Source organism: Streptomyces sp. NPDC054783 (assembly GCF_053611725.1).
Genome location: NZ_JBSHAY010000005.1, coordinates 107,031 through 123,918, shown reverse-complemented (window position 1 = coordinate 123,918; position 16,888 = coordinate 107,031). Strand labels below are relative to the sequence as shown.

Genomic DNA, 16,888 nt, shown 5'->3' with positions numbered 1-16,888 from the left:
GGTCGGCGGCCGCACGCGTCTCGACGGAAGGGAGGATCAGACCGCCGTCGCCGGGTACGTCGGGTACTCCACGCCCGAGACGTGCTGGACGACCCGGACCACCTGGCAGGAGTAGCCGAACTCGTTGTCGTACCAGAGGTAGAGGATGGCGTTGTCGCCGTCGACCTTCAGGGCGCCGGCGTCCACGATCGAGGCGTGGCGCGAGCCGATGAAGTCGCTGGAGACCGCGTCGGGCGCCGTGATGAAGTCGATCTGGCGCTTGAGCGGCGAGGTCAGCGACACCTCGCGCAGGTAGTCGTGGACCTCCTCGCGGGTGGTCTCGCGGGCCAGCTGCAAGTTGAGGATCGCGATAGAAACGTCCGGCACCGGGACGCGGATCGAGCTGCCGCTGATCTTCGCCTTGAGGTCCGGCAGCGCCTTGGCGACGGCGGAGGCGGCACCGGTCTCGGTGATCACCATGTTGAGCGGCGCGGAGCGGCCACGGCGCTCGGACTTGTGGTAGTTGTCCAGCAGGTTCTGGTCGTTGGTGAACGAGTGGACCGTCTCCACGTGGCCGCGCAGCACACCGTACTCGTCGTCCATCGCCTTCAGCGGCGGCACGATGGCGTTGGTGGTGCAGGAGGCGCAGGACAGGACCTGCTCGTCCGGCTTGATGGTGTCGTGGTTGACGCCGTGCACGATGTTCGGGACGTCGCCCTTGCCCGGCGCGGTCAGCACGACCTTCTCGATGCCGGGGCGCAGGTGCTTGGACAGCCCCTCGCGGTCGCGCCACTTGCCGGTGTTGTCGATGAGGATGGCGTCCCGGATGCCGTACTCGGTGTAGTCCACGTGCGACGGGTCGTCGGCGTAGATCACCTTGATCTCGTTGCCGTTGGCCACGATCGTGCTGGCGTCCTCGTCCACGGTGATCGTGCCCTGGAACTGGCCGTGGATGGAGTCGCGGCGCAGCAGCGAGGCGCGCTTGACGATGTCCTGGGCGCCGCCGCCGCGCACCACGATGGCACGCAGACGCAGGCCGTTGCCGGAGCCGGCCTTCTCGACCAGCAGGCGGGCGACGAGCCGGCCGATGCGGCCGAAGCCGTACAGGACGACGTCGCGGGGCTCACGGCGCTCGATCTTGTTGGCGCCGGTGGCACCGGCGACGGCCTCGGCGGTGAACTGCTCGACGCTCAGGCCGCGCTCGTCGGCCTTGTACATCGTGGCGAGCATGCCGAGGTCGATCTGGGAGGGTCCGAGGTCGAGGGTGGTCAGGGCCTCGAGGAACGGCATGGTCTCGGTGACCGACAGCTCCGCGCCGTCGATCTGCCGGGCGAAACGGTGCGTCTTGAGGATGCCGACCACCGACTTGTTCACCAAGGAGCGGCTGTGCAGCAGGACGGTCACGTCCCGCTCGCGCTGCAGCTTCCCGATGAGCGGGATCATGGCCTCCGCGATCTCCTCGCGGATCTTCCAGTTGGTGAACGAGTCGTCGTTGACAGTCACGGATCCATCTTTCGAGCTAGGGAGCGCTCATATGGTAACCACACCTCTCAAGTGCTCCTTCCGGGGGTGGTGGAGTAAGGGATTTGCACCCTTTCCTTGACCGATTCCTGAATCAGGGTGGAAGTCCGTAAGAAACCCGAGTCGCGGATTGCCCGTCTTACCTGGCGTGCCCAAGGTCAAGAGAGTGAGCACCTCCTCAGTACCGCGGCCCGAGTCGGCCGCCCCGTCCCGACCCCTTCGCCCGCCGACGCTCCCGTGGATCACCCGGCGCGGGATCCCCGAGGGGGCGCTCCCGGCCCTCGGCCTGTTCGCGGCCGTGAGGCTCGCCGGGATCCTCCTGGTGATACTCACCAACGCCGTCAGGGGACATCCGCTCGTCAAAAGCCTCGCCCACTCATGGGACTCCCGCTGGTATCTGCACATCGCCGCCCAGGGTTACGGCCACAAGATCTGGATCACCCCGCAGGGGGCCGTCCAGAGCGACTGGGCGTTCTTCCCCTTGTACCCGGGGCTGATCAGGGCGCTGACCACGGTTCTGCCGTTCACCCCCGGCCAGGCCGCGCTGCTCATCTCCTGGATCGCCGCGGGCGTGGCGGCGTACGGCGTGTACGCCATCGGCCACCTGCTCTACGGCCGCGGGGTCGCCACCGCGCTGGTCGCCCTGTGGGCCGCGATGCCGCACTCCGTCGAACTGACCATCGCCTACACCGAGTCGCTGTTCGCGGCACTCGCCATCTGGTCCCTGTACTGCGTCCTCAAGGGCCGCTGGCTGTGGGCCGGCGCGCTGGCCGCGCTGGCGGGCCTGTCGCGGCCGAGCGGTTTCGCGGTGGCGGGGGCCGTCTGCATCGCGGCCGCGTACGAGGTCGTGCGGCAGCGCGGCCGGGCCCCGGCGAGCGTGTGGGCCGGTGCCATGCTGGCCCCGCTGGGCTGGCTCGGCTACGTGCTGTGGGTGGGCAGCCAGACGGGAGACCTGCTCGGCGGCTACTTCAAGGTGCAGAGCGCCTGGGACTCGCGCTTCGACTTCGGCGTCGGCTCGGCACGCTTCCTCAAGGCCCTGCTGCTGCACGGGGGCGGCGCCGTCTATCCGGCGGCCGTGGTGATCGTCGCGGCTGGCGTGCTGCTGTTCGCGCTGCTGTGCCTGGAACGCGCCCCGCTGGCCCTGCTGGTCTTCGCCGGGGTACTGGTCCTGCTCGTCGTCGGCGGCTCCGGCTCCTTCTCCTCCAAGCCGCGGTTCCTGCTGCCCGCCTTCCCGCTGCTCATCCCCATGGCCCGAGCACTGGCCCGGACCTGGCGGGTCCGGCCGGCCCACGCGGTGGTCGTCTACGCCGGCCTCGCCGTGGCGTCCCTGCTGTTCGGTGCCTTCGTGACGGTGGTGGCCCACTCCCCACTGTGATCCACCACCGGCTCGGCACCGCCCTCGACCGGCGCGTGACCGCCGAGCCCCCCGCCGACCGCGGAGCCGCCCAGGACGGGACCCGGGCGGCGCCCGACTGCATCGCGACGAGCAGCAGGGCGGCCACGGTGTTTTCCGCGGCGAACGTGCCGTCCGTGTTCCGTTCCCGGTGCGGACGGCCGACGCCGGTCCGCGCAGGCGCTGTGCGAAGGCCGCGAATCGGGGTAGGCGGGGGGACGCCCGAGGAAAGGACCGTCATGACGACCTACGTGATCAGCGTCCCCGGCACCTTCACCGCGGACATCGGGACGGACGCCCGGACCCGCCTGGCCAGGGCGCTCAGGCCCGCCGATCCGCACGGCACCCGGATGGGCAGCGCCGAGGGCCTGGACGTGCTCAGTGTCAACGAGGACAACACCTTCACCCTCCGGCTGTCCGTCGAGGCGGACACCGGCCCGCACGCAGAGCAGGAGGCCCGCCGGCTCGCCGGCTCCGCCCTCCAAGACGCGGGACTGGACGAGCGGAGCGCGGCGCTGGGGCCCGCCGTGGTCACCGGGATCGACTCCGAGGTGCGCTGACCAGGAGTAGTACCGCGGCCGCTCGCGGGGCGAGATCATCCGATATAGGTAAAATCTAGACGTTTGCCGAAAATTCAGGCGGCGATCGTTGACGACCGCCCGCCCCGCCGGAAGTGATCGATGCCCCGCAAGCGCTCCACGGACGAAGGCGATGAGCTGCTGGCCAGACTCGGCTCGCTCACCGCCCAGGCGCGGGAGCGCGCGGAGCTGCAGCGCACCCAGGTGGAGCTGGCCCTCGCCCTGCAGCGCGGCATGCTGCCCCGTGACCTGCCCACCGCACCGGGCCTGCACCTCGCCGTCCGCTACACGCCGGCCAACCTCGGCCTGAACGTGGGCGGCGACTGGTACGACGCGTTCGCCCTGCCCGACGGGCGGATCGGGCTGGCCATCGGCGACGTCCAGGGGCACAACATCGAGGCCGCCGCGTTCATGGGCCAGGTACGCGCCGGGCTCCGTGCCCTCGCCTCCGTGACCGGTGAGCCCGGCGAACTCCTCACCCGCACCAACGAACTGCTGCTGGCCCTGGGCAGCGAACTGTTCGCCACCTGCGTCTTCATGCGCCTCGACCCGGCCACCGGAGTGCTGGAGAGCGCCCGGGCCGGCCACATCCCGTTCGTGTGGGCCACGGCGGACGGCAAGTCCGGCGTCGTCGACGACGAGGGCGGGCCGCCGCTCGGGATCGACAGGGGTATGGAGTTCCCGGTGAGCAGGCACCGGCTCACCACGGGCGGCGTGTTCGTGCTGCTCACCGACGGCGTGGTGGAGGGCCCCTCGCTGAACATCGAGGACGGCCTCGAGCAGGTGGTCCGCCTCGCCGGCATCGCCGCCGTCGCCGGCCTGGAGGCCCACGCCCTGGCCGCCGCCGTGATCAAGGGCGCCGAGAGCGTCGGCCACGAGGACGACGCGGCCGTCCTCGTCGTGGGCCTGGACGGCCCCGGAAACCACCTGTGACCGGAGCGGCCGGCCGCGGGTGCGGACCTGGATCCGGCGCCCGTAGGCCGGGACGGACACGCGAAGCCGCCGCGTGATTCAGCCATAGGGCCGGACCGCACCGGCTCTCGCCTCGCCGACCCGGGGCCATCGGTGTGGGATTGCTGCTGTGGTGGGTATCGACGATCTGCGCCGACCGGGCGGCTACGCCGTCCAGGTGGTGGCCGTCGCGGCCTGCTACTACGGCGCGGCCCGGCTCGGACTCCTGCGCGAACTCACCGTCGAGGGCGCCGTGGTCACCCCCATCTGGCCGCCGACCGGCGTGGCCCTCGCCGCCCTGCTGATCCTCGGCCTCGGCTGCTGGCCCGGCATCACGATCGGTGCCTTCTTCGCCGTGATGTCCGTGACCACCTTCCGCCTTGACGTGCTCGGCACCCTCGCCGGCCAGACCCTCGCACCGGTGTGCGCGGCGCTCCTGCTGCGCCGGGCCCGCTTCCACACCGATCTCGGCCGGTTGCGGGACGGCGTCGCCCTGGTGTTCCTGGGCGCGCTGACCGCCATGCTGATCAGCGCGAGCGTCGGCATCGGCCTCCTCGTCCTCATGGGCAAGCTGGACGTGCACAGCTTCTGGCCGGTCTGGCTGGCCTGGTGGGTGGGCGACGCCATGGGAGTGCTGCTCGTCACCCCGCTGCTGCTGATGCTGCACCGCGCGCGCTGGCCGCCGACCCTGGCCCGCTGGAAGGAGGCGACCGCGCTGACCGTCGTCGCCTGTGCTCTCGTACCGGTGGCCGTCGGCAGCTCGATCAGCGTGCTCTACCTCGTCTACCCGCTCCTCATCTGGGCCGCCCTGCGCTTCCAGCTCCTGGGCAGCATGCTGTGCGCGCTGCTGACGTCCGTGGTGGCCACGGTCGCCGCGACGGACGGTGCCGGGGCCTTCGCGGGGCTGAGCCGCATCGAGATCATGGCGAAGCTCCAGGCGTTCAACGGCGCGATGGCGCTGACCGCGCTGCTGCTGTCCGGCGTGATCACCGAGCAGCGCAACACCCGGCGCTCGGTGGAAAAGGCCTGCCAGGAACTGGTCGAGGTCCTGGAACACCTCACCGCCGGCGAACCACCGCCGCCCAGGACCCGGCCGGGCAGCGAGGGCGCCGACGGCGGGTCCGCCACGCCCCGGCCGACCCGACCCCCGTAACGGTCCGGCGTCACCGGCCGGACCGGTTCACCGGCCCCTCGTCGTCGCTGCCCGGCTCCGCGAAGTCCTTGCGTGACCTGACGTCCCGGGGCGTGGGCGTCGGCGGGTGCGCGGCACCGGTGACGCCGGGCTGACTGACGCCGGTCGTCCCGTAGCCGCCAGGGATGCCGGGTGGCATGTCCGCGACGGCCTCGGCCTCGCCCACAAGACGCCGGGCCCTGACCCCGGCCCGGCACTCCGGGTACGGGTGGTCGAACGGCTCGGCGGAGACACGCTCGCGCTCCGCCTCGCGCTGCCGGCGTGCGGCCCGCTCGGCGGCCGTCTCGCCCTCACCCTGCCGGTCGTGGTCCTCGCCCTGCGGACGGCCCTTGTCGTGCCCACGGTCCGTGTCCTTCATGCGCGGCCGAGTACCCGGGCGGTGGCCGGCGCCAACACCTCCCGGCGTGTCGAACCGCCGGTCGGGGGCACTGGGGGACGATGGGCGGTGCCCGGACGGGCCCGGGCCGGACCGGAGGGACAGGCACGGCATGGAGCAGCGGACGGCGAGCGGGGCGGAGCAGCGGCCCGGGGCGGCCCGACCCAGCTCCGGCGGTGCGGAACGGCGCGGCGACACTTCCGAACGGCGCGCCGGCACATCCAAACGTTGCGACGGCACATCCAAACGTTGCGACGGCACCGGTGAATGGCGCGACGGCACGTCCGAACCACGCGGCGGCACATCCGAACGGCACGCCGGCACATCCGCACCGCGCGACTGCACCGGTGAATGGCGCGACGCCGCATTCCAAAATTGCGACGGCACGCCCGAACGGTACGACGGCCCACCCGAACCGCGCGACGGCCCACCCGAACCGCGCGGCGGCCCGTCCGAACCGCGCGGCCGCACGGCCGAGCGGTCGGCGGACCACGCGCTGCGGTCGGCTGAACACGTCGCACGGCCATCGGACGGCACTGACGCCCGCCGTCGCATCCCGCGCACCGACCACCTGCTGCGCGAGCCCCGGCTGTCGGCGGCCGTGGAGCGGCTCGGTGCCGTTGTGGTGAAGGCCGCCGTACGCGAGGCCCAGACGCGGGCCCGCGAGGGCGGCCTCCCGCCCGAGCAGGTGCCGGAGACGGCCGTGGCCCTGCTGCCCGGTACCGCGAGCGGACTGCGGCCGGTGATCAACGCCACCGGGGTGCTGCTGCACACCAACCTCGGCCGGGCCCCGCTGTCGGCCGCCGCCCGGCAGGCCGTCCAGGAGGCCGCCGGACCCACGGACGTCGAACTGGACCTGGCGACCGGGGTACGCGCCCGCCGTGGCCGTTCCGCCCTCGCCGCCCTGCACGAGCGCGTGCCGTCCGCCGGGGCCGCGCACGTCGTCAACAACGGCGCCGCCGCGCTCGTGCTCGCCGCCACCGCCCTCGCGGCCGGCAAGGAGATCGTCGTCAGCCGGGGCGAGATGGTGGAGATCGGCGACGGTTTCCGGCTGCCGGACCTGCTCGTCTCGACCGGCGCCCGGCTCCGCGAGGTCGGCACGACCAACCGAACGACGGCGGCCGACTACGCCGCCGTGGTCGGCCCGGACACCGGCTTCGTGCTCAAGGTGCATCCGTCCAACTTCCGCATCACCGGCTTCACCCGGTCCGCCGGGACCGCCGAACTCGCCGCTCTCGGCGTGCCGGTCGTCGTCGACATCGGCTCCGGACTGCTCGCTTCGCATCCCGCGCTGCCCGAGGAACCCGACGCCGACACCGAACTCCGCGCGGGCGCCGCCCTCGTCACCGCGAGCGGCGACAAGCTCCTCGGCGGCCCCCAGTGCGGGCTGCTGCTGGGTGAGAGGGACCTGGTCCGCGCCCTCGCCCGGCACCCGCTGGCCCGCGCCCTGCGCGTCGACAAGCTGACCCTGGCCGCCCTGGAGGCCACCCTCACCGGCCCGCCCACCCCGACGGCCCTCGCCCTCACCGCCGACCCGGCCGGCCTGCGCGCCCGCGCCGACCGGCTCGCGGGCGGACTCGCCGCCGACGGCATCGACGTACGGGCCGTCGACTCCTTCGCCACCGTCGGCGGCGGCGGCGCCCCCGGAGTCACCCTGCCCAGCGCGGCGCTCTCCCTGCCCGAGCAGTACGCCGTCGCGTTGCGCACCGGCCCGGTCCCCGTCGTCGGACGGCTGGAGGCGGGCCGCTGCCTGCTGGATCTGCGCGCGGTGCCCGAGCAGGAAGACGCACGGCTGGCCGATGCCGTGCGCTGCGCCCGGCCGGGAGAGGACAGGCGGACCTGATGCGGGTGCTCGCCACCGCCGGCCATGTAGACCACGGCAAGTCCGCCCTGGTACGGGCCCTCACCGGCATGGAGCCCGACCGCTACGAGGAGGAGCGGCGCCGGGGGCTCACCCTCGACCTGGGCTTCGTGTGGACACGGCTCGGCGCGGACGGGGACCACCTTGCCTTCGTCGACGTGCCCGGGCACGAACGCTTCGTGCCGACCATGCTGGCCGGAGTCGGACCGGTGCCCGCCGTGCTGTTCGTGGTCGCCGCCGACCAGGGCTGGCAGCCCCAGTCCGAGGAGCACCTGGCCGTCCTCGACGCGCTCGGCGTCCGGCACGCCGTCCTCGCCGTGACCCGCAGCGACCTCGCCGACCCCGAGACCGTACGCGTCGACGCCGTCGAGCGGCTGGCCCGGACCTGTCTCGGCAAGGTCCCCGCGGTCGCGGTGAGCGCCGTCACCGGTGCCGGACTGGACGAGCTGCGCGGTGAACTGGCGCGGCTGACAGGCAAGTTGACCGAGCCGGACCCCGACACCGACGTACGGCTGTGGCTCGACCGCGCCTTCACCGTGCGCGGCCACGGCACCGTGGTGACCGGCACCCTCGGCGCGGGCACCCTGCGTATCGGCGACCGGCTCGTCACCGGCGACGGTTCGGCCGTGCTCCGGGTGCGCGGGCTGCAGACCCTGCACGAGGAGCGGACGACGGTCAGCGGGGTGGCCCGGGTCGCGGTCAATGTGCACGGCCGGGGGGCCGACGGACTGCGCCGGGGACAGGTGCTGCTGACCCCGGACCGCTGGCTGAGCAGCGCGGCGCTCGACGTACGGGTCACCGGCGAGCCGGTCCGTGACCTGCCCCGCTCGGTCACCCTGCACATCGGCACGGCCGCCGTGCCCGTCACCCTCCGCCCGCTCGGTGGGGACACCGCCCGGCTCACCCTCGCCCGGGGCCTGCCGCTGCGGGTCGGCGACCGCGCAGTGCTGCGCGAACCTGGCGGCAGTCGTATGCCCTGCGGGGTCACCGTCCTCGACGTACGGCCGCCCCGGCTGACCCGGCGCGGCGCCGGGCGGGCCCGCGCCGCCGAACTCGACGCCCTGACCGGCCGTCCCGACGGCGCCGCCGAACTGCGCCGCCGCAAACTGATCCGGCGCGCCGACCTGCTGGCGATGGGCTTCCCGGCCCCCGCCGAACCCGTCACGGGGGACTGGCTGGCGGACGACACCTACTGGACCGCCCTGAAGGACCGGCTTGCCGATGAGGTGGAACGGCATGCGAGGGAACACCCGCTGGAGCCGGGCCTGCCCGCCGAGGCGGCCCGCCGGCTGCTCGGCCTGCCGGATCGTGCCCTCGTGGACGCCCTGGCCGAAACCACGCCCCGACTCCGCAGTGAGCAAGGCCGGTTGTACCCCCCGGACGGCCTTCGCCCCGTTCTGCCCCCGCCCGTCCGCGCCGCAGTGGACGCCGTGCGCGAGGACCTCGACCGTACACCGTTCCGCGCCCCCGAGGCCGGCCGGCTCGCCGAACTCCGCCTGGACCGCAAGGCGTTGGCCGCCGCCGTCACGGCCGGTGCGCTGCTGCGGATCGCCGACGGAATCGTGCTGCTGCCCGGCGCCGACGCCGAGGCCGCCGCCGTCCTGCGCACCCTGCCCCAGCCGTTCACGCTTCAAGAGGCCCGCCGTGCGCTGGACACCACCCGGCGGGTCGCCGTACCTCTGCTGGAGTTCCTGGACGCCCGGGGGCACACCGAGCGCGTCGACGACCAGCACCGGCGCTGCCGTACCGACGCGGTGAACGGAGGCGGACGGGAATCGAACCCGCCGGCCCGAGATCCTCGGGCCCCTCGGTTTTGAAGACCGGGAGGGCCACCAGGCACCCACACGCCTCCACCGCTCGTCAGGCTACTGCCCCAGGAGACCGCCGCCATGACATCGACATCCCCACCGATCCACCCGGCGCCCGTCCGGCTCACCCAGTACGCGCACGGCGGCGGCTGCGCCTGCAAGATCCCGCCCGGGGAACTGGAGGACGTGGTCGCCGGGCTGACCGTGCCCCAGCTCGCCGGGGGCGACACGCCGCTGCTCGTCGGCCTCGCCACCGGCGACGACGCCGCCGTGGTCACACACCGGGGGCTGGGGGTCGTCTGCACGGCGGACTTCTTCACCCCGGTCGTGGACGACCCCTACGACTGGGGCCGCATCGCCGCCGCCAACGCCCTGTCCGACGTGTACGCGATGGGCGGCCGGCCGGTGCTCGCCGTGAACCTGCTGACCTGGCCCCGCGACCGGCTCCCCTTCGACCTGGCCCGCGAGGTACTGCGCGGCGGCCTGGACATCGCCACCGAGGCCGGCTGCCATGTCGGCGGCGGACACAGCGTCGACGACCCGGAACCCAAGTACGGCATGGCCGTCACCGGCCTCGCGGACCCCGAGCGGCTGCTGCGCAACGACGCCGGCCGGCCGGGGCTGCCGCTGTCGCTGACCAAGCCGCTCGGCGTGGGCGTGCTCAACAACCGGCACAAGGTCACCGGCGAGCGGTTCGAGCAGGCCGTCGCCGCCATGACGGCACTCAACCGGGACGCCGCCGGGGCCGCCCTCGCCGCCGGGGCCACCTGTGCCACCGACGTCACGGGGTTCGGCTTCCTCGGCCATCTGCACAAGCTGGCGCGGGCCTCGGAAGTGACCGCCGTGGTAGACACCGCCGCCGTCCCGTACCTGGACGGGGCCCGGGAGGCCGTCCGGGACGGATACGTCAGCGGCGGCACCCGGCGCAACCTCGAATGGGTCGCCCCGCACACCGACTTCGGGGACACCGACGCCGACACCCGGCTGCTGCTGGCCGACGCCCAGACCTCCGGCGGTCTGCTGGTCGCCGGCGAGGTGCCCGGGGCGCCGGTGGTGGGGGAACTCCTGCCGCGCGGCCCCCACTCGATCGTCCTCCGATAGGGCCGCTACGGCTCCGTTCCCGTGTGCTCGTCGATGCCCGCCCGGGCCCGGTACGCCCGCACCAGCTCCACCGAGGCCGGACCGCGCGGTCGCCGCCCCGGGCGGATGTCCACGGCGAACGCCTTCGACTCCTGGATGTGCGTGTTGGGGTCGAGGGACAGATGCAGCAGTTCGTTGGCCGCGTCCCCGGTGCTGTAGCCGTTGGGACCCCAGTGGTAGGGCAGCCCCACCTGGTGCAGCCTGCGGCCCTGCACCGTCAGCGGCGCGATCCGGTCGGTCACCAGCACCCGCGCCTCGATCACCGCGCGGGCGCTGACGATCGTCGCCCACCCGGTGTGTTCCAGGCCCCGCTCGGCGGCGAGCTCCGGGGAGACCTCGCAGAAGAACTCCGGCTGCAGCTCGGCCAGATACGGCTGCCAGCGGGACATGCCGCCCGCCGTGTGGTGCTCGGTGAGCCGGTAGGTGGTGGCCACGTAGGGGAACACCTGGGAACCGCGCTCGTCACCGCTCGGCTGGTAGCGGTTGTCGGGGATCGTCGGCATCAACTGCCGTACGGGATTGCGCTGTTGATCGTAGAGCAGGTTCGGGAACGGAGAGTCCTGCGGCTCGTAGTGGGCCGGCAGCGGGCCGTCGGTGAGACCGGACGGCACGTACAGCCAGGCCTTGCCGTCGGCCTGCATGATGAACGGGTCCGTGCCGGACAGCGCCTCCGGACCGGTCGCGTCCTCGGGCGGCTGGTGATCGGGTGCCTTGTCCTTCTTGAAGTCGGGTACGTCGTGCCCGGACCACTCGCCCTTCTCCGGGTCCCACCACACCAGCGCCTTCCGCTCGCTCCAGGGCCTGCCCCGCGGGTCGGCGGAGGCGCGGTTGTACAGGATCCGCCGGTTGGCGGGCCAGGCCCACGCCCATTCGGCGGCCACCCAGTCCTGCTCCCGGCCGGGCTTGCGGCGGGCGGCCTGGTTGACGCCGTCGGCGCGGACACCGCAGTAGATCCAGCAGCCGCAGGACGTCGAGCCGTCCGGCTTCAGCTGCTCGTAGGAGGACAGCGGGTTACCCTCGGCGTCGTGGCCGTTGATCTCGGCGAGGACGGCCTCCGCGTCCGGTTCGGCGAACCGGCCCCTCGTCGGATAGTCCCAGGCCAGGTCGAGCAGCGGCCGGTCCATCTCGTCGGAGGACCCGGCGAGCTTCTCCCGGATGATCCGCCCCAGGTGATAGGTGAACCACAGGTCGCTGCGCGCCTCGCCGGGCGGCTCGACCGCCTGGTCGTGCCACTGCAGCAGCCGCTGGGTGTTGGTGAAGCTGCCGTCCTTCTCGGTGTGCGCGGCGGCCGGCAGGAAGAACACCTCCGTGCGGATGTCCTCCGTGCGCAGCTCACCGGTCTCGATCTCGGGCCCGTCCTGCCACCAGGTCGCCGACTCGATCAGCGAGAAGTCCCGGACGACCAGCCAGTCCAGGTTCGCCATGCCGAGCCGCATCACCTTGGAGTTGGCGTTGCCGACCGCCGGGTTCTCGCCGTACAGGAAGTAGCCCTTGCAGGTGCCCTCCAGCTGGGCCATGGCCGTCTCGTACGCCGAGTGGCTGCCGGTCAGCCGGGGCAGGTAGTCGAAGCAGAAGTCGTTGTCGGCCCGCGCCGCGTCACCCCAGTAGGCCTTGAGCAGGCTCACCAGGTACGAGCGCATGTTGCCCCAGTAGCCCTTGTGGGCCGCGTCGGCCTGCACGAAGGCGTCCAGGTCCTGGTTCTGGTGGGCGTGCGGCATCGGGATGTAGCCCGGCAGCAGGTTGAACAGGGTCGGGATGTCCGTGGAGCCCTGGATGGAGGCGTGTCCGCGCAGCGCGAGGATGCCGCCGCCCGGCCGGCCGATGTTGCCGAGCAGGGTCTGCAGGACACAGGCCGCCCGGATGTACTGCACGCCGACCGTGTGCTGGGTCCAGCCGACCGCGTAGGCGAAGGCGGTGGTCCGGTCGCGGCCGGAGTTCTCCGTGACCAGCTCGCACACCTGCCGGAACAGGTCCCGCGGCACCCCGCAGACCTCCTCGACCATCTCCGGTGTGTAGCGGGCGTAGTGCCGCTTGAGCACCTGGAAGACACAGCGCGGATGTGTCAGCGTCTCGTCACGCTCGGGTTCGCCCTCGCCGATCACCGCGCCGCCCGCCCCGTGCGCCTCGCCGCGTGCCGCCTCGGTCACCGAACTGCCGCCGCGGGTGCGCTTGTCGTACCCCCGGTCGCGCTCCCCGGAGGCCGCCTGGATCTCGGTGCCCTCGTACTGCCAACTGGCGTTGTCGTAGGAGCGGTTCTTCGAGTCCAGGCCGGAGAACACACCCGCGAGGTCCTCGGTGTCGCGGAAGTCCTCCCTGAGGATCACCGGGGCGTTGCTGTAGGCCACGATGTAGTCGCGGAAGTACTTCTCGTGCTCCAGCACATAGTTGATCATCCCGCCGAGGAAGGCGATGTCCGTGCCCGCGCGCAGCGGCACATGCACATCGGCCAGTGCGCTGGTGCGGGTGAACCGCGGGTCGACGTGGACCAGCTTCGCGCCCCGCGCCTTGGCCTCCATCACCCACTGGAACCCGACCGGATGGCACTCGGCCATGTTCGAGCCCTCGATGACGATGCAGTCCGCGTTCTGCAGGTCCTGCTGGAATGTGGTCGCGCCGCCGCGTCCGAACGAGGTTCCCAGACCGGGAACGGTGGAGGAGTGTCAAACACGCGCCTGGTTCTCGATCTGGATCGCCCCGAGCGCCGTGAACAACTTCTTGATCAGGTAGTTCTCTTCGTTGTCGAGCGTGGCCCCGCCGAGGCTCGCGATGCCGAGGGTGCGCCGGGTGCGGGTCTCGTCGACCTCCCACTGCCAGCCCGCCCGGCGCGCCGCGATCACCCGGTCGGCGATCATGTCCATCGCCGTGCCGAGGTCCAGCCGCTCCCACTCGGTGCCGTGCGGGCGCCGGTAGAGGACCTGGTGCTCACGGGCCTCGCCGGTGGTCAGCTGCAGGCTCGCCGCGCCCTTGGGACACAGCCGCCCGCGCGAGATCGGGGAGTCGGGGTCGCCCTCGATCTGGGTGACCTGCCCCCCCTGGACGTACACGTTTTGGCCGCAGCCCACCGCGCAGTACGGGCAGACGGACTTCACCACCCGGTCGGCCGCGGCCACCCGGGCCTCAAGCAGCTCGCTCTGCCCGCTCTTCGCAGCGGCGCCCCGGCCCAGCGGATCGGTCCCCGTCAACTGCCGGTAGACCGGCCAGGAGTCGATCCAGGTACGTACGCCCACAGCCACTCCTCCCGCTCGGTCTCTCGATTCTCCCGGATGCGCGCGGCCACGGCATCTCCCGCCCCGGTGCGCGGCGGAGTACCCCGGCCGGGCACTGCCAAACGGACCCGGCAGGTGTGAGGGGGCCGATCCGGGGGACTCCGCCGCTGCGGTGTGTCGACGCACGGACCGCACCGGGTGCCGCCGGTAGGGCCCGGGGCGTCGCGGTCCCGAGTGAGGTGACGGGAGTGATCGCATGAGCGCCGGGGACGGCTGGGCGGTGGGCATCCTCGGGGCCGGCTTCGCGCTGGAGTCGCTCGTCGCGGGCTGCGTGTTCCTGGTGATCGGCGCAGGGGCTCGGCCTGCCCCCGCCCGGAGGTGATCCCCTTGCCCGCTGACCGCCCACGCGTCCTGGTCTTCGACGTCAACGAAACGCTCACCGACATGACACCACTCGCCGACCGCCTGGAACACGTCGGTCTGCCCGGCCACCTGCTGTCCGCCTGGTTCGCGGGGGTGCTGCGCGACGGCGTGGCGCTCACCCTCGCCGGAGGCCACGCTTCCTTCGCGGCCGTCGCCGGGGACGGGCTGCGGGCGCTGGCAGCAGGAGCGCAGGGCGCCACCGACCCGGAACAGGCCGCGGCACATGTCCTCGCCGGACTGCCCGAGCTGCCCGTGCACCCGGACGTGCCCGGCGGAGTACGGGCGCTGCGCGCGGCCGGGTACCGGCTGGCGACCCTGACGAACGGCAGCGCCGACACCACCCGCGCGGTGCTCGACCGGGCCGGACTGACCGACTGCTTCGAGTCCCACCTGGACGTCGAGGCACCGGGCCGCTGGAAGCCTGCTCGGGAGGCCTACGCCCACGCGCTGGACGCCATGGGCGTGCCGGCCGGTGCAGCCCTGCTGGTCTCGGTGCACCCGTGGGACGTCGACGGCGCCGCCCGCGCAGGCCTGCCCACCGCCTGGCTGCGCCGGACCTCACGCCCCTACCCCTCGACGGCACGCCCCGCCGACCTGACCGTCACCGCCATGACGGACCTGGCGGCGCGGCTCGCGGTCGGCTGAGCGGCGTTTCCCGCCGGCCGTCGTGGGCTGCGCGGCCGCCGGGCATGCCTGCCTCTGCCCCTGACGGGCAGCTCCGACGAGGCACCAGCCGGTACCGGCAGCCGCCGTCACCGGGGGACGGGACTCGGTCAGGTCTGTCGGGCGTGCATGGGGCTGTTGGCGACCTCGTCCGGGCATTTCCGGTGCGGCGGGCGCGTGCGCCGGTCGCGCCGCCAGTCGGACGACGCGAGGGCGAGCGAGGCGACCATGCCGACGAGGGCGGCGCCCAGCGCGGTGACGACGGCACCGCGGTAGTCGTGACTCCTGCCGAGCACGAGGTAGAAGAAGCCGGGCAGGGCCGCGGTGCCGACCGCGGCACCCAGCCGCTGACCGGTCTGCAGGGCGCCGCCCGCCGCACCCGCCATGCGTACGGGCACGTCCCGCAGCGTCATGGTGATGTTGGGGGAGACCACGCAGCCGCTGCCGACACCGCCGAGGAACAGCAGCGGGGCGGCGACCCAGGGCGCGCTGCCGAGGGGCGCGAAGCGGAGCAGCAGCGCGGTGCCGCCAAGGCCGAGGACCACGCCCGTCAGACCGCACACGGTCAGTAGGCGGCCGAACCGGTCCACCAGCCGGCCGGCGACCACGGCCGCACCGGCCGAGCCCAGGGCGAAGGGCGTCACGGCAAGGCCGGACCGGAGCGGGGAGAAGCCCAGACCGTGCTGGTAGAAGAGCGCGAAGACCAGCCACACACCACTGAACCCGACGAAGTACAGCGTGCCGACTCCGGCGCCGACGGCGTATCCGCGCACGGTGGTGAACAGACGCGGGTCGAGCAGCGGCTGGGCACCGCGTGCGACGAGGTGGCGCTGCCACCGAGCGAATACGGCGAGGATCGCCAGGCCGACGAGGAACAGCCACCACACGCGTCCGATGCCGCCGGAGGCCGCCTGGACCAGCGGGTACATCACCGCGAGGACGCCGAGACCGAGCAGCAGCACGCCGGGCAGGTCCACGCGCCCCCGTCCGGACCGGCAAGTGCGGGGCAGCAGCCGACGGCCGAGCAGGACGGCCAGGATGCCGATGGGGACGTTGACGTAGAAGATCCACCGCCAGCCCTGGGCGCCCGAGGCCAGGGCGAGGATGGCGCCGCCGGCGACGGGTCCGGTCGCGGACGACATACCGACGGTGGCGCCGAAGAAGCCGAAGGCGCGGCCGCGTTCGGCGCCGCGGAACATCTGCTGGATCAGCGCGGAGTTCCGCGGCGCCATGAAGCCCGCCGCCAGTCCCTGGGCGAGCCGGGCCGCCACCAGCAGGGTGATGCCGGGAGCCGCTCCGCAGGCCGCGCTGAAGACCACGAAACCGCTGAGGGCCAGCAGGAAGATGCGGCGCCGGTCCAGCGCGTCGCCGAGGCGGCCGGCGGTGACCAGGGCGAGGGCGAAGGCGAGCGCGTATCCGGACACCACCCACTGCACCTGCGCGGGGGAGGCGTGCAGATCGCGCTGGATCGTGGGCAGGGCGACCGCCACGATCGTCACGTCCAACAGGCTCATGAAGCCGGCCACCAAGGTGACCCACAGGGCCCGCCACCGGCGCGGATCCGGCTCGTGTCCGGCCTCCTGATCGCCCGCGTGCCGACCGTCCGCCGCTGACGCCGACGCTGTCACAGGGGCTCCTCTCGCCAGGCCCGGACCCGGCTCACCAGCGTCGCCCGGGTCGGACCAAGTTCCCCACGCGGCACGGAACACACACCGCACCGTGCCCACGGCAGGCCGCGACCACCGTGGACGCACGCGCCACCGGCACCTCTGGCGCGGCCGACACTGCCCGTCCGGT

General features: G+C 73.0%; 12 protein-coding genes, 1 tRNA gene and 1 pseudogene. 9 read left to right on the top strand and 5 right to left on the bottom strand.

Features of this window, described 5'->3' with window-relative positions:
• Positions 1–36: 36 nt before the first annotated feature.
• A complete protein-coding gene (locus tag ACWGJ5_RS12290) occupies positions 37–1,482 on the bottom strand; it encodes a glyceraldehyde-3-phosphate dehydrogenase (protein ID WP_453309662.1) in 1,446 nt (481 codons plus the stop codon).
• Between the two features lie 184 nt (positions 1,483–1,666).
• Between ACWGJ5_RS12290 and ACWGJ5_RS12285 the strand changes: the two genes are divergently transcribed.
• From ACWGJ5_RS12285 to ACWGJ5_RS12270, 4 genes are all read left to right on the top strand, one after another.
• Positions 1,667–2,875, top strand: coding sequence for a hypothetical protein (locus ACWGJ5_RS12285; RefSeq protein ID WP_453309661.1), 1,209 nt, complete (start codon positions 1,667–1,669; stop codon positions 2,873–2,875).
• Positions 2,876–3,132: 257 nt separating this feature from the next.
• Positions 3,133–3,453: a hypothetical protein gene (locus ACWGJ5_RS12280; protein WP_228622071.1), complete on the top strand. Its 321-nt coding sequence runs from the start codon at positions 3,133–3,135 to the stop codon at positions 3,451–3,453.
• A 120-nt stretch (positions 3,454–3,573) separates the two neighbouring features.
• Entirely contained in the window at positions 3,574–4,404 is an 831-nt protein-coding gene (locus ACWGJ5_RS12275) for a PP2C family protein-serine/threonine phosphatase (RefSeq protein ID WP_453309660.1), read from the top strand.
• A 148-nt stretch (positions 4,405–4,552) separates the two neighbouring features.
• A complete protein-coding gene (locus ACWGJ5_RS12270; RefSeq protein ID WP_453309659.1) occupies positions 4,553–5,575 on the top strand; it encodes an MASE1 domain-containing protein in 1,023 nt (340 codons plus the stop codon).
• A 10-nt stretch (positions 5,576–5,585) separates the two neighbouring features.
• On the opposite strand, the gene ACWGJ5_RS12265 is transcribed toward ACWGJ5_RS12270, so the two are convergent.
• Positions 5,586–5,972 (bottom strand): hypothetical protein, encoded by a 387-nt coding sequence (locus ACWGJ5_RS12265; RefSeq protein ID WP_453309658.1) that lies wholly within the window; start codon positions 5,970–5,972, stop codon positions 5,586–5,588.
• 514 nt (positions 5,973–6,486) lie between these two features.
• Here ACWGJ5_RS12265 and selA point away from each other — a divergent pair.
• Together selA and ACWGJ5_RS12255 are read left to right on the top strand one after the other, a co-directional pair.
• Complete coding sequence (selA, locus tag ACWGJ5_RS12260; RefSeq protein ID WP_453309855.1) at positions 6,487–7,833, top strand: L-seryl-tRNA(Sec) selenium transferase; 1,347 nt, start codon at positions 6,487–6,489, stop codon at positions 7,831–7,833.
• Positions 7,833–9,575, top strand: a pseudogene (locus tag ACWGJ5_RS12255) (SelB domain-containing protein); the annotation flags it as partial. The gene selA and the pseudogene ACWGJ5_RS12255, both read left to right, overlap by 1 nt.
• A gap of 35 nt (positions 9,576–9,610) precedes the next feature.
• Here the strand turns inward: ACWGJ5_RS12255 and ACWGJ5_RS12250 are convergent.
• Positions 9,611–9,703 (bottom strand) — tRNA-Sec (locus tag ACWGJ5_RS12250).
• A gap of 37 nt (positions 9,704–9,740) precedes the next feature.
• Between ACWGJ5_RS12250 and selD the strand changes: the two genes are divergently transcribed.
• The gene (gene selD / locus ACWGJ5_RS12245; RefSeq protein ID WP_453309657.1) at positions 9,741–10,760 is read left to right on the top strand and encodes a selenide, water dikinase SelD; all 1,020 of its coding nucleotides are present in this window, start codon (positions 9,741–9,743) and stop codon (positions 10,758–10,760) included.
• Positions 10,761–10,765: 5 nt separating this feature from the next.
• Here the strand turns inward: selD and fdh are convergent, their stop codons facing one another.
• Positions 10,766–14,026, bottom strand: a complete 3,261-nt coding sequence (gene fdh, locus ACWGJ5_RS12240) for a formate dehydrogenase (protein WP_453309656.1) — start codon at positions 14,024–14,026, stop codon at positions 10,766–10,768.
• Between the two features lie 235 nt (positions 14,027–14,261).
• Between fdh and ACWGJ5_RS12235 the strand changes: the two genes are divergently transcribed.
• Both ACWGJ5_RS12235 and ACWGJ5_RS12230 read left to right on the top strand, forming a co-directional pair.
• Positions 14,262–14,387 carry a hypothetical protein gene (locus ACWGJ5_RS12235; RefSeq protein WP_453309655.1) on the top strand — a complete coding sequence of 42 codons (126 nt, stop codon included), beginning with the start codon at positions 14,262–14,264 and terminating at the stop codon, positions 14,385–14,387.
• 5 nt (positions 14,388–14,392) lie between these two features.
• The gene (locus tag ACWGJ5_RS12230; protein ID WP_453309654.1) at positions 14,393–15,073 is read left to right on the top strand and encodes a haloacid dehalogenase type II; all 681 of its coding nucleotides are present in this window, start codon (positions 14,393–14,395) and stop codon (positions 15,071–15,073) included.
• Between the two features lie 128 nt (positions 15,074–15,201).
• Here the strand turns inward: ACWGJ5_RS12230 and ACWGJ5_RS12225 are convergent, their stop codons facing one another.
• On the bottom strand, positions 15,202–16,719 hold the full coding sequence (locus ACWGJ5_RS12225; RefSeq protein WP_453309653.1) for an MFS transporter: 1,518 nt from the start codon (positions 16,717–16,719) through the stop codon (positions 15,202–15,204).
• Between the last annotated feature and the right edge of the window lie 169 nt (positions 16,720–16,888).

Excerpts from the sequence above, each read along its gene's own strand:
- ACWGJ5_RS12280 (WP_228622071.1), top strand. The coding sequence starts at position 3,133 with ATGACGACCTACGTGATCAGCGTCCCCGGCACCTTCACCGCGGACATC.
- ACWGJ5_RS12275 (WP_453309660.1), top strand. The coding sequence starts at position 3,574 with ATGCCCCGCAAGCGCTCCACGGACGAAGGCGATGAGCTGCTGGCCAGA.
- ACWGJ5_RS12265 (WP_453309658.1), bottom strand. The coding sequence starts at position 5,972 with ATGAAGGACACGGACCGTGGGCACGACAAGGGCCGTCCGCAGGGCGAG.
- selD (WP_453309657.1), top strand. The coding sequence starts at position 9,741 with ATGACATCGACATCCCCACCGATCCACCCGGCGCCCGTCCGGCTCACC.
- ACWGJ5_RS12235 (WP_453309655.1), top strand. The coding sequence starts at position 14,262 with ATGAGCGCCGGGGACGGCTGGGCGGTGGGCATCCTCGGGGCCGGCTTC.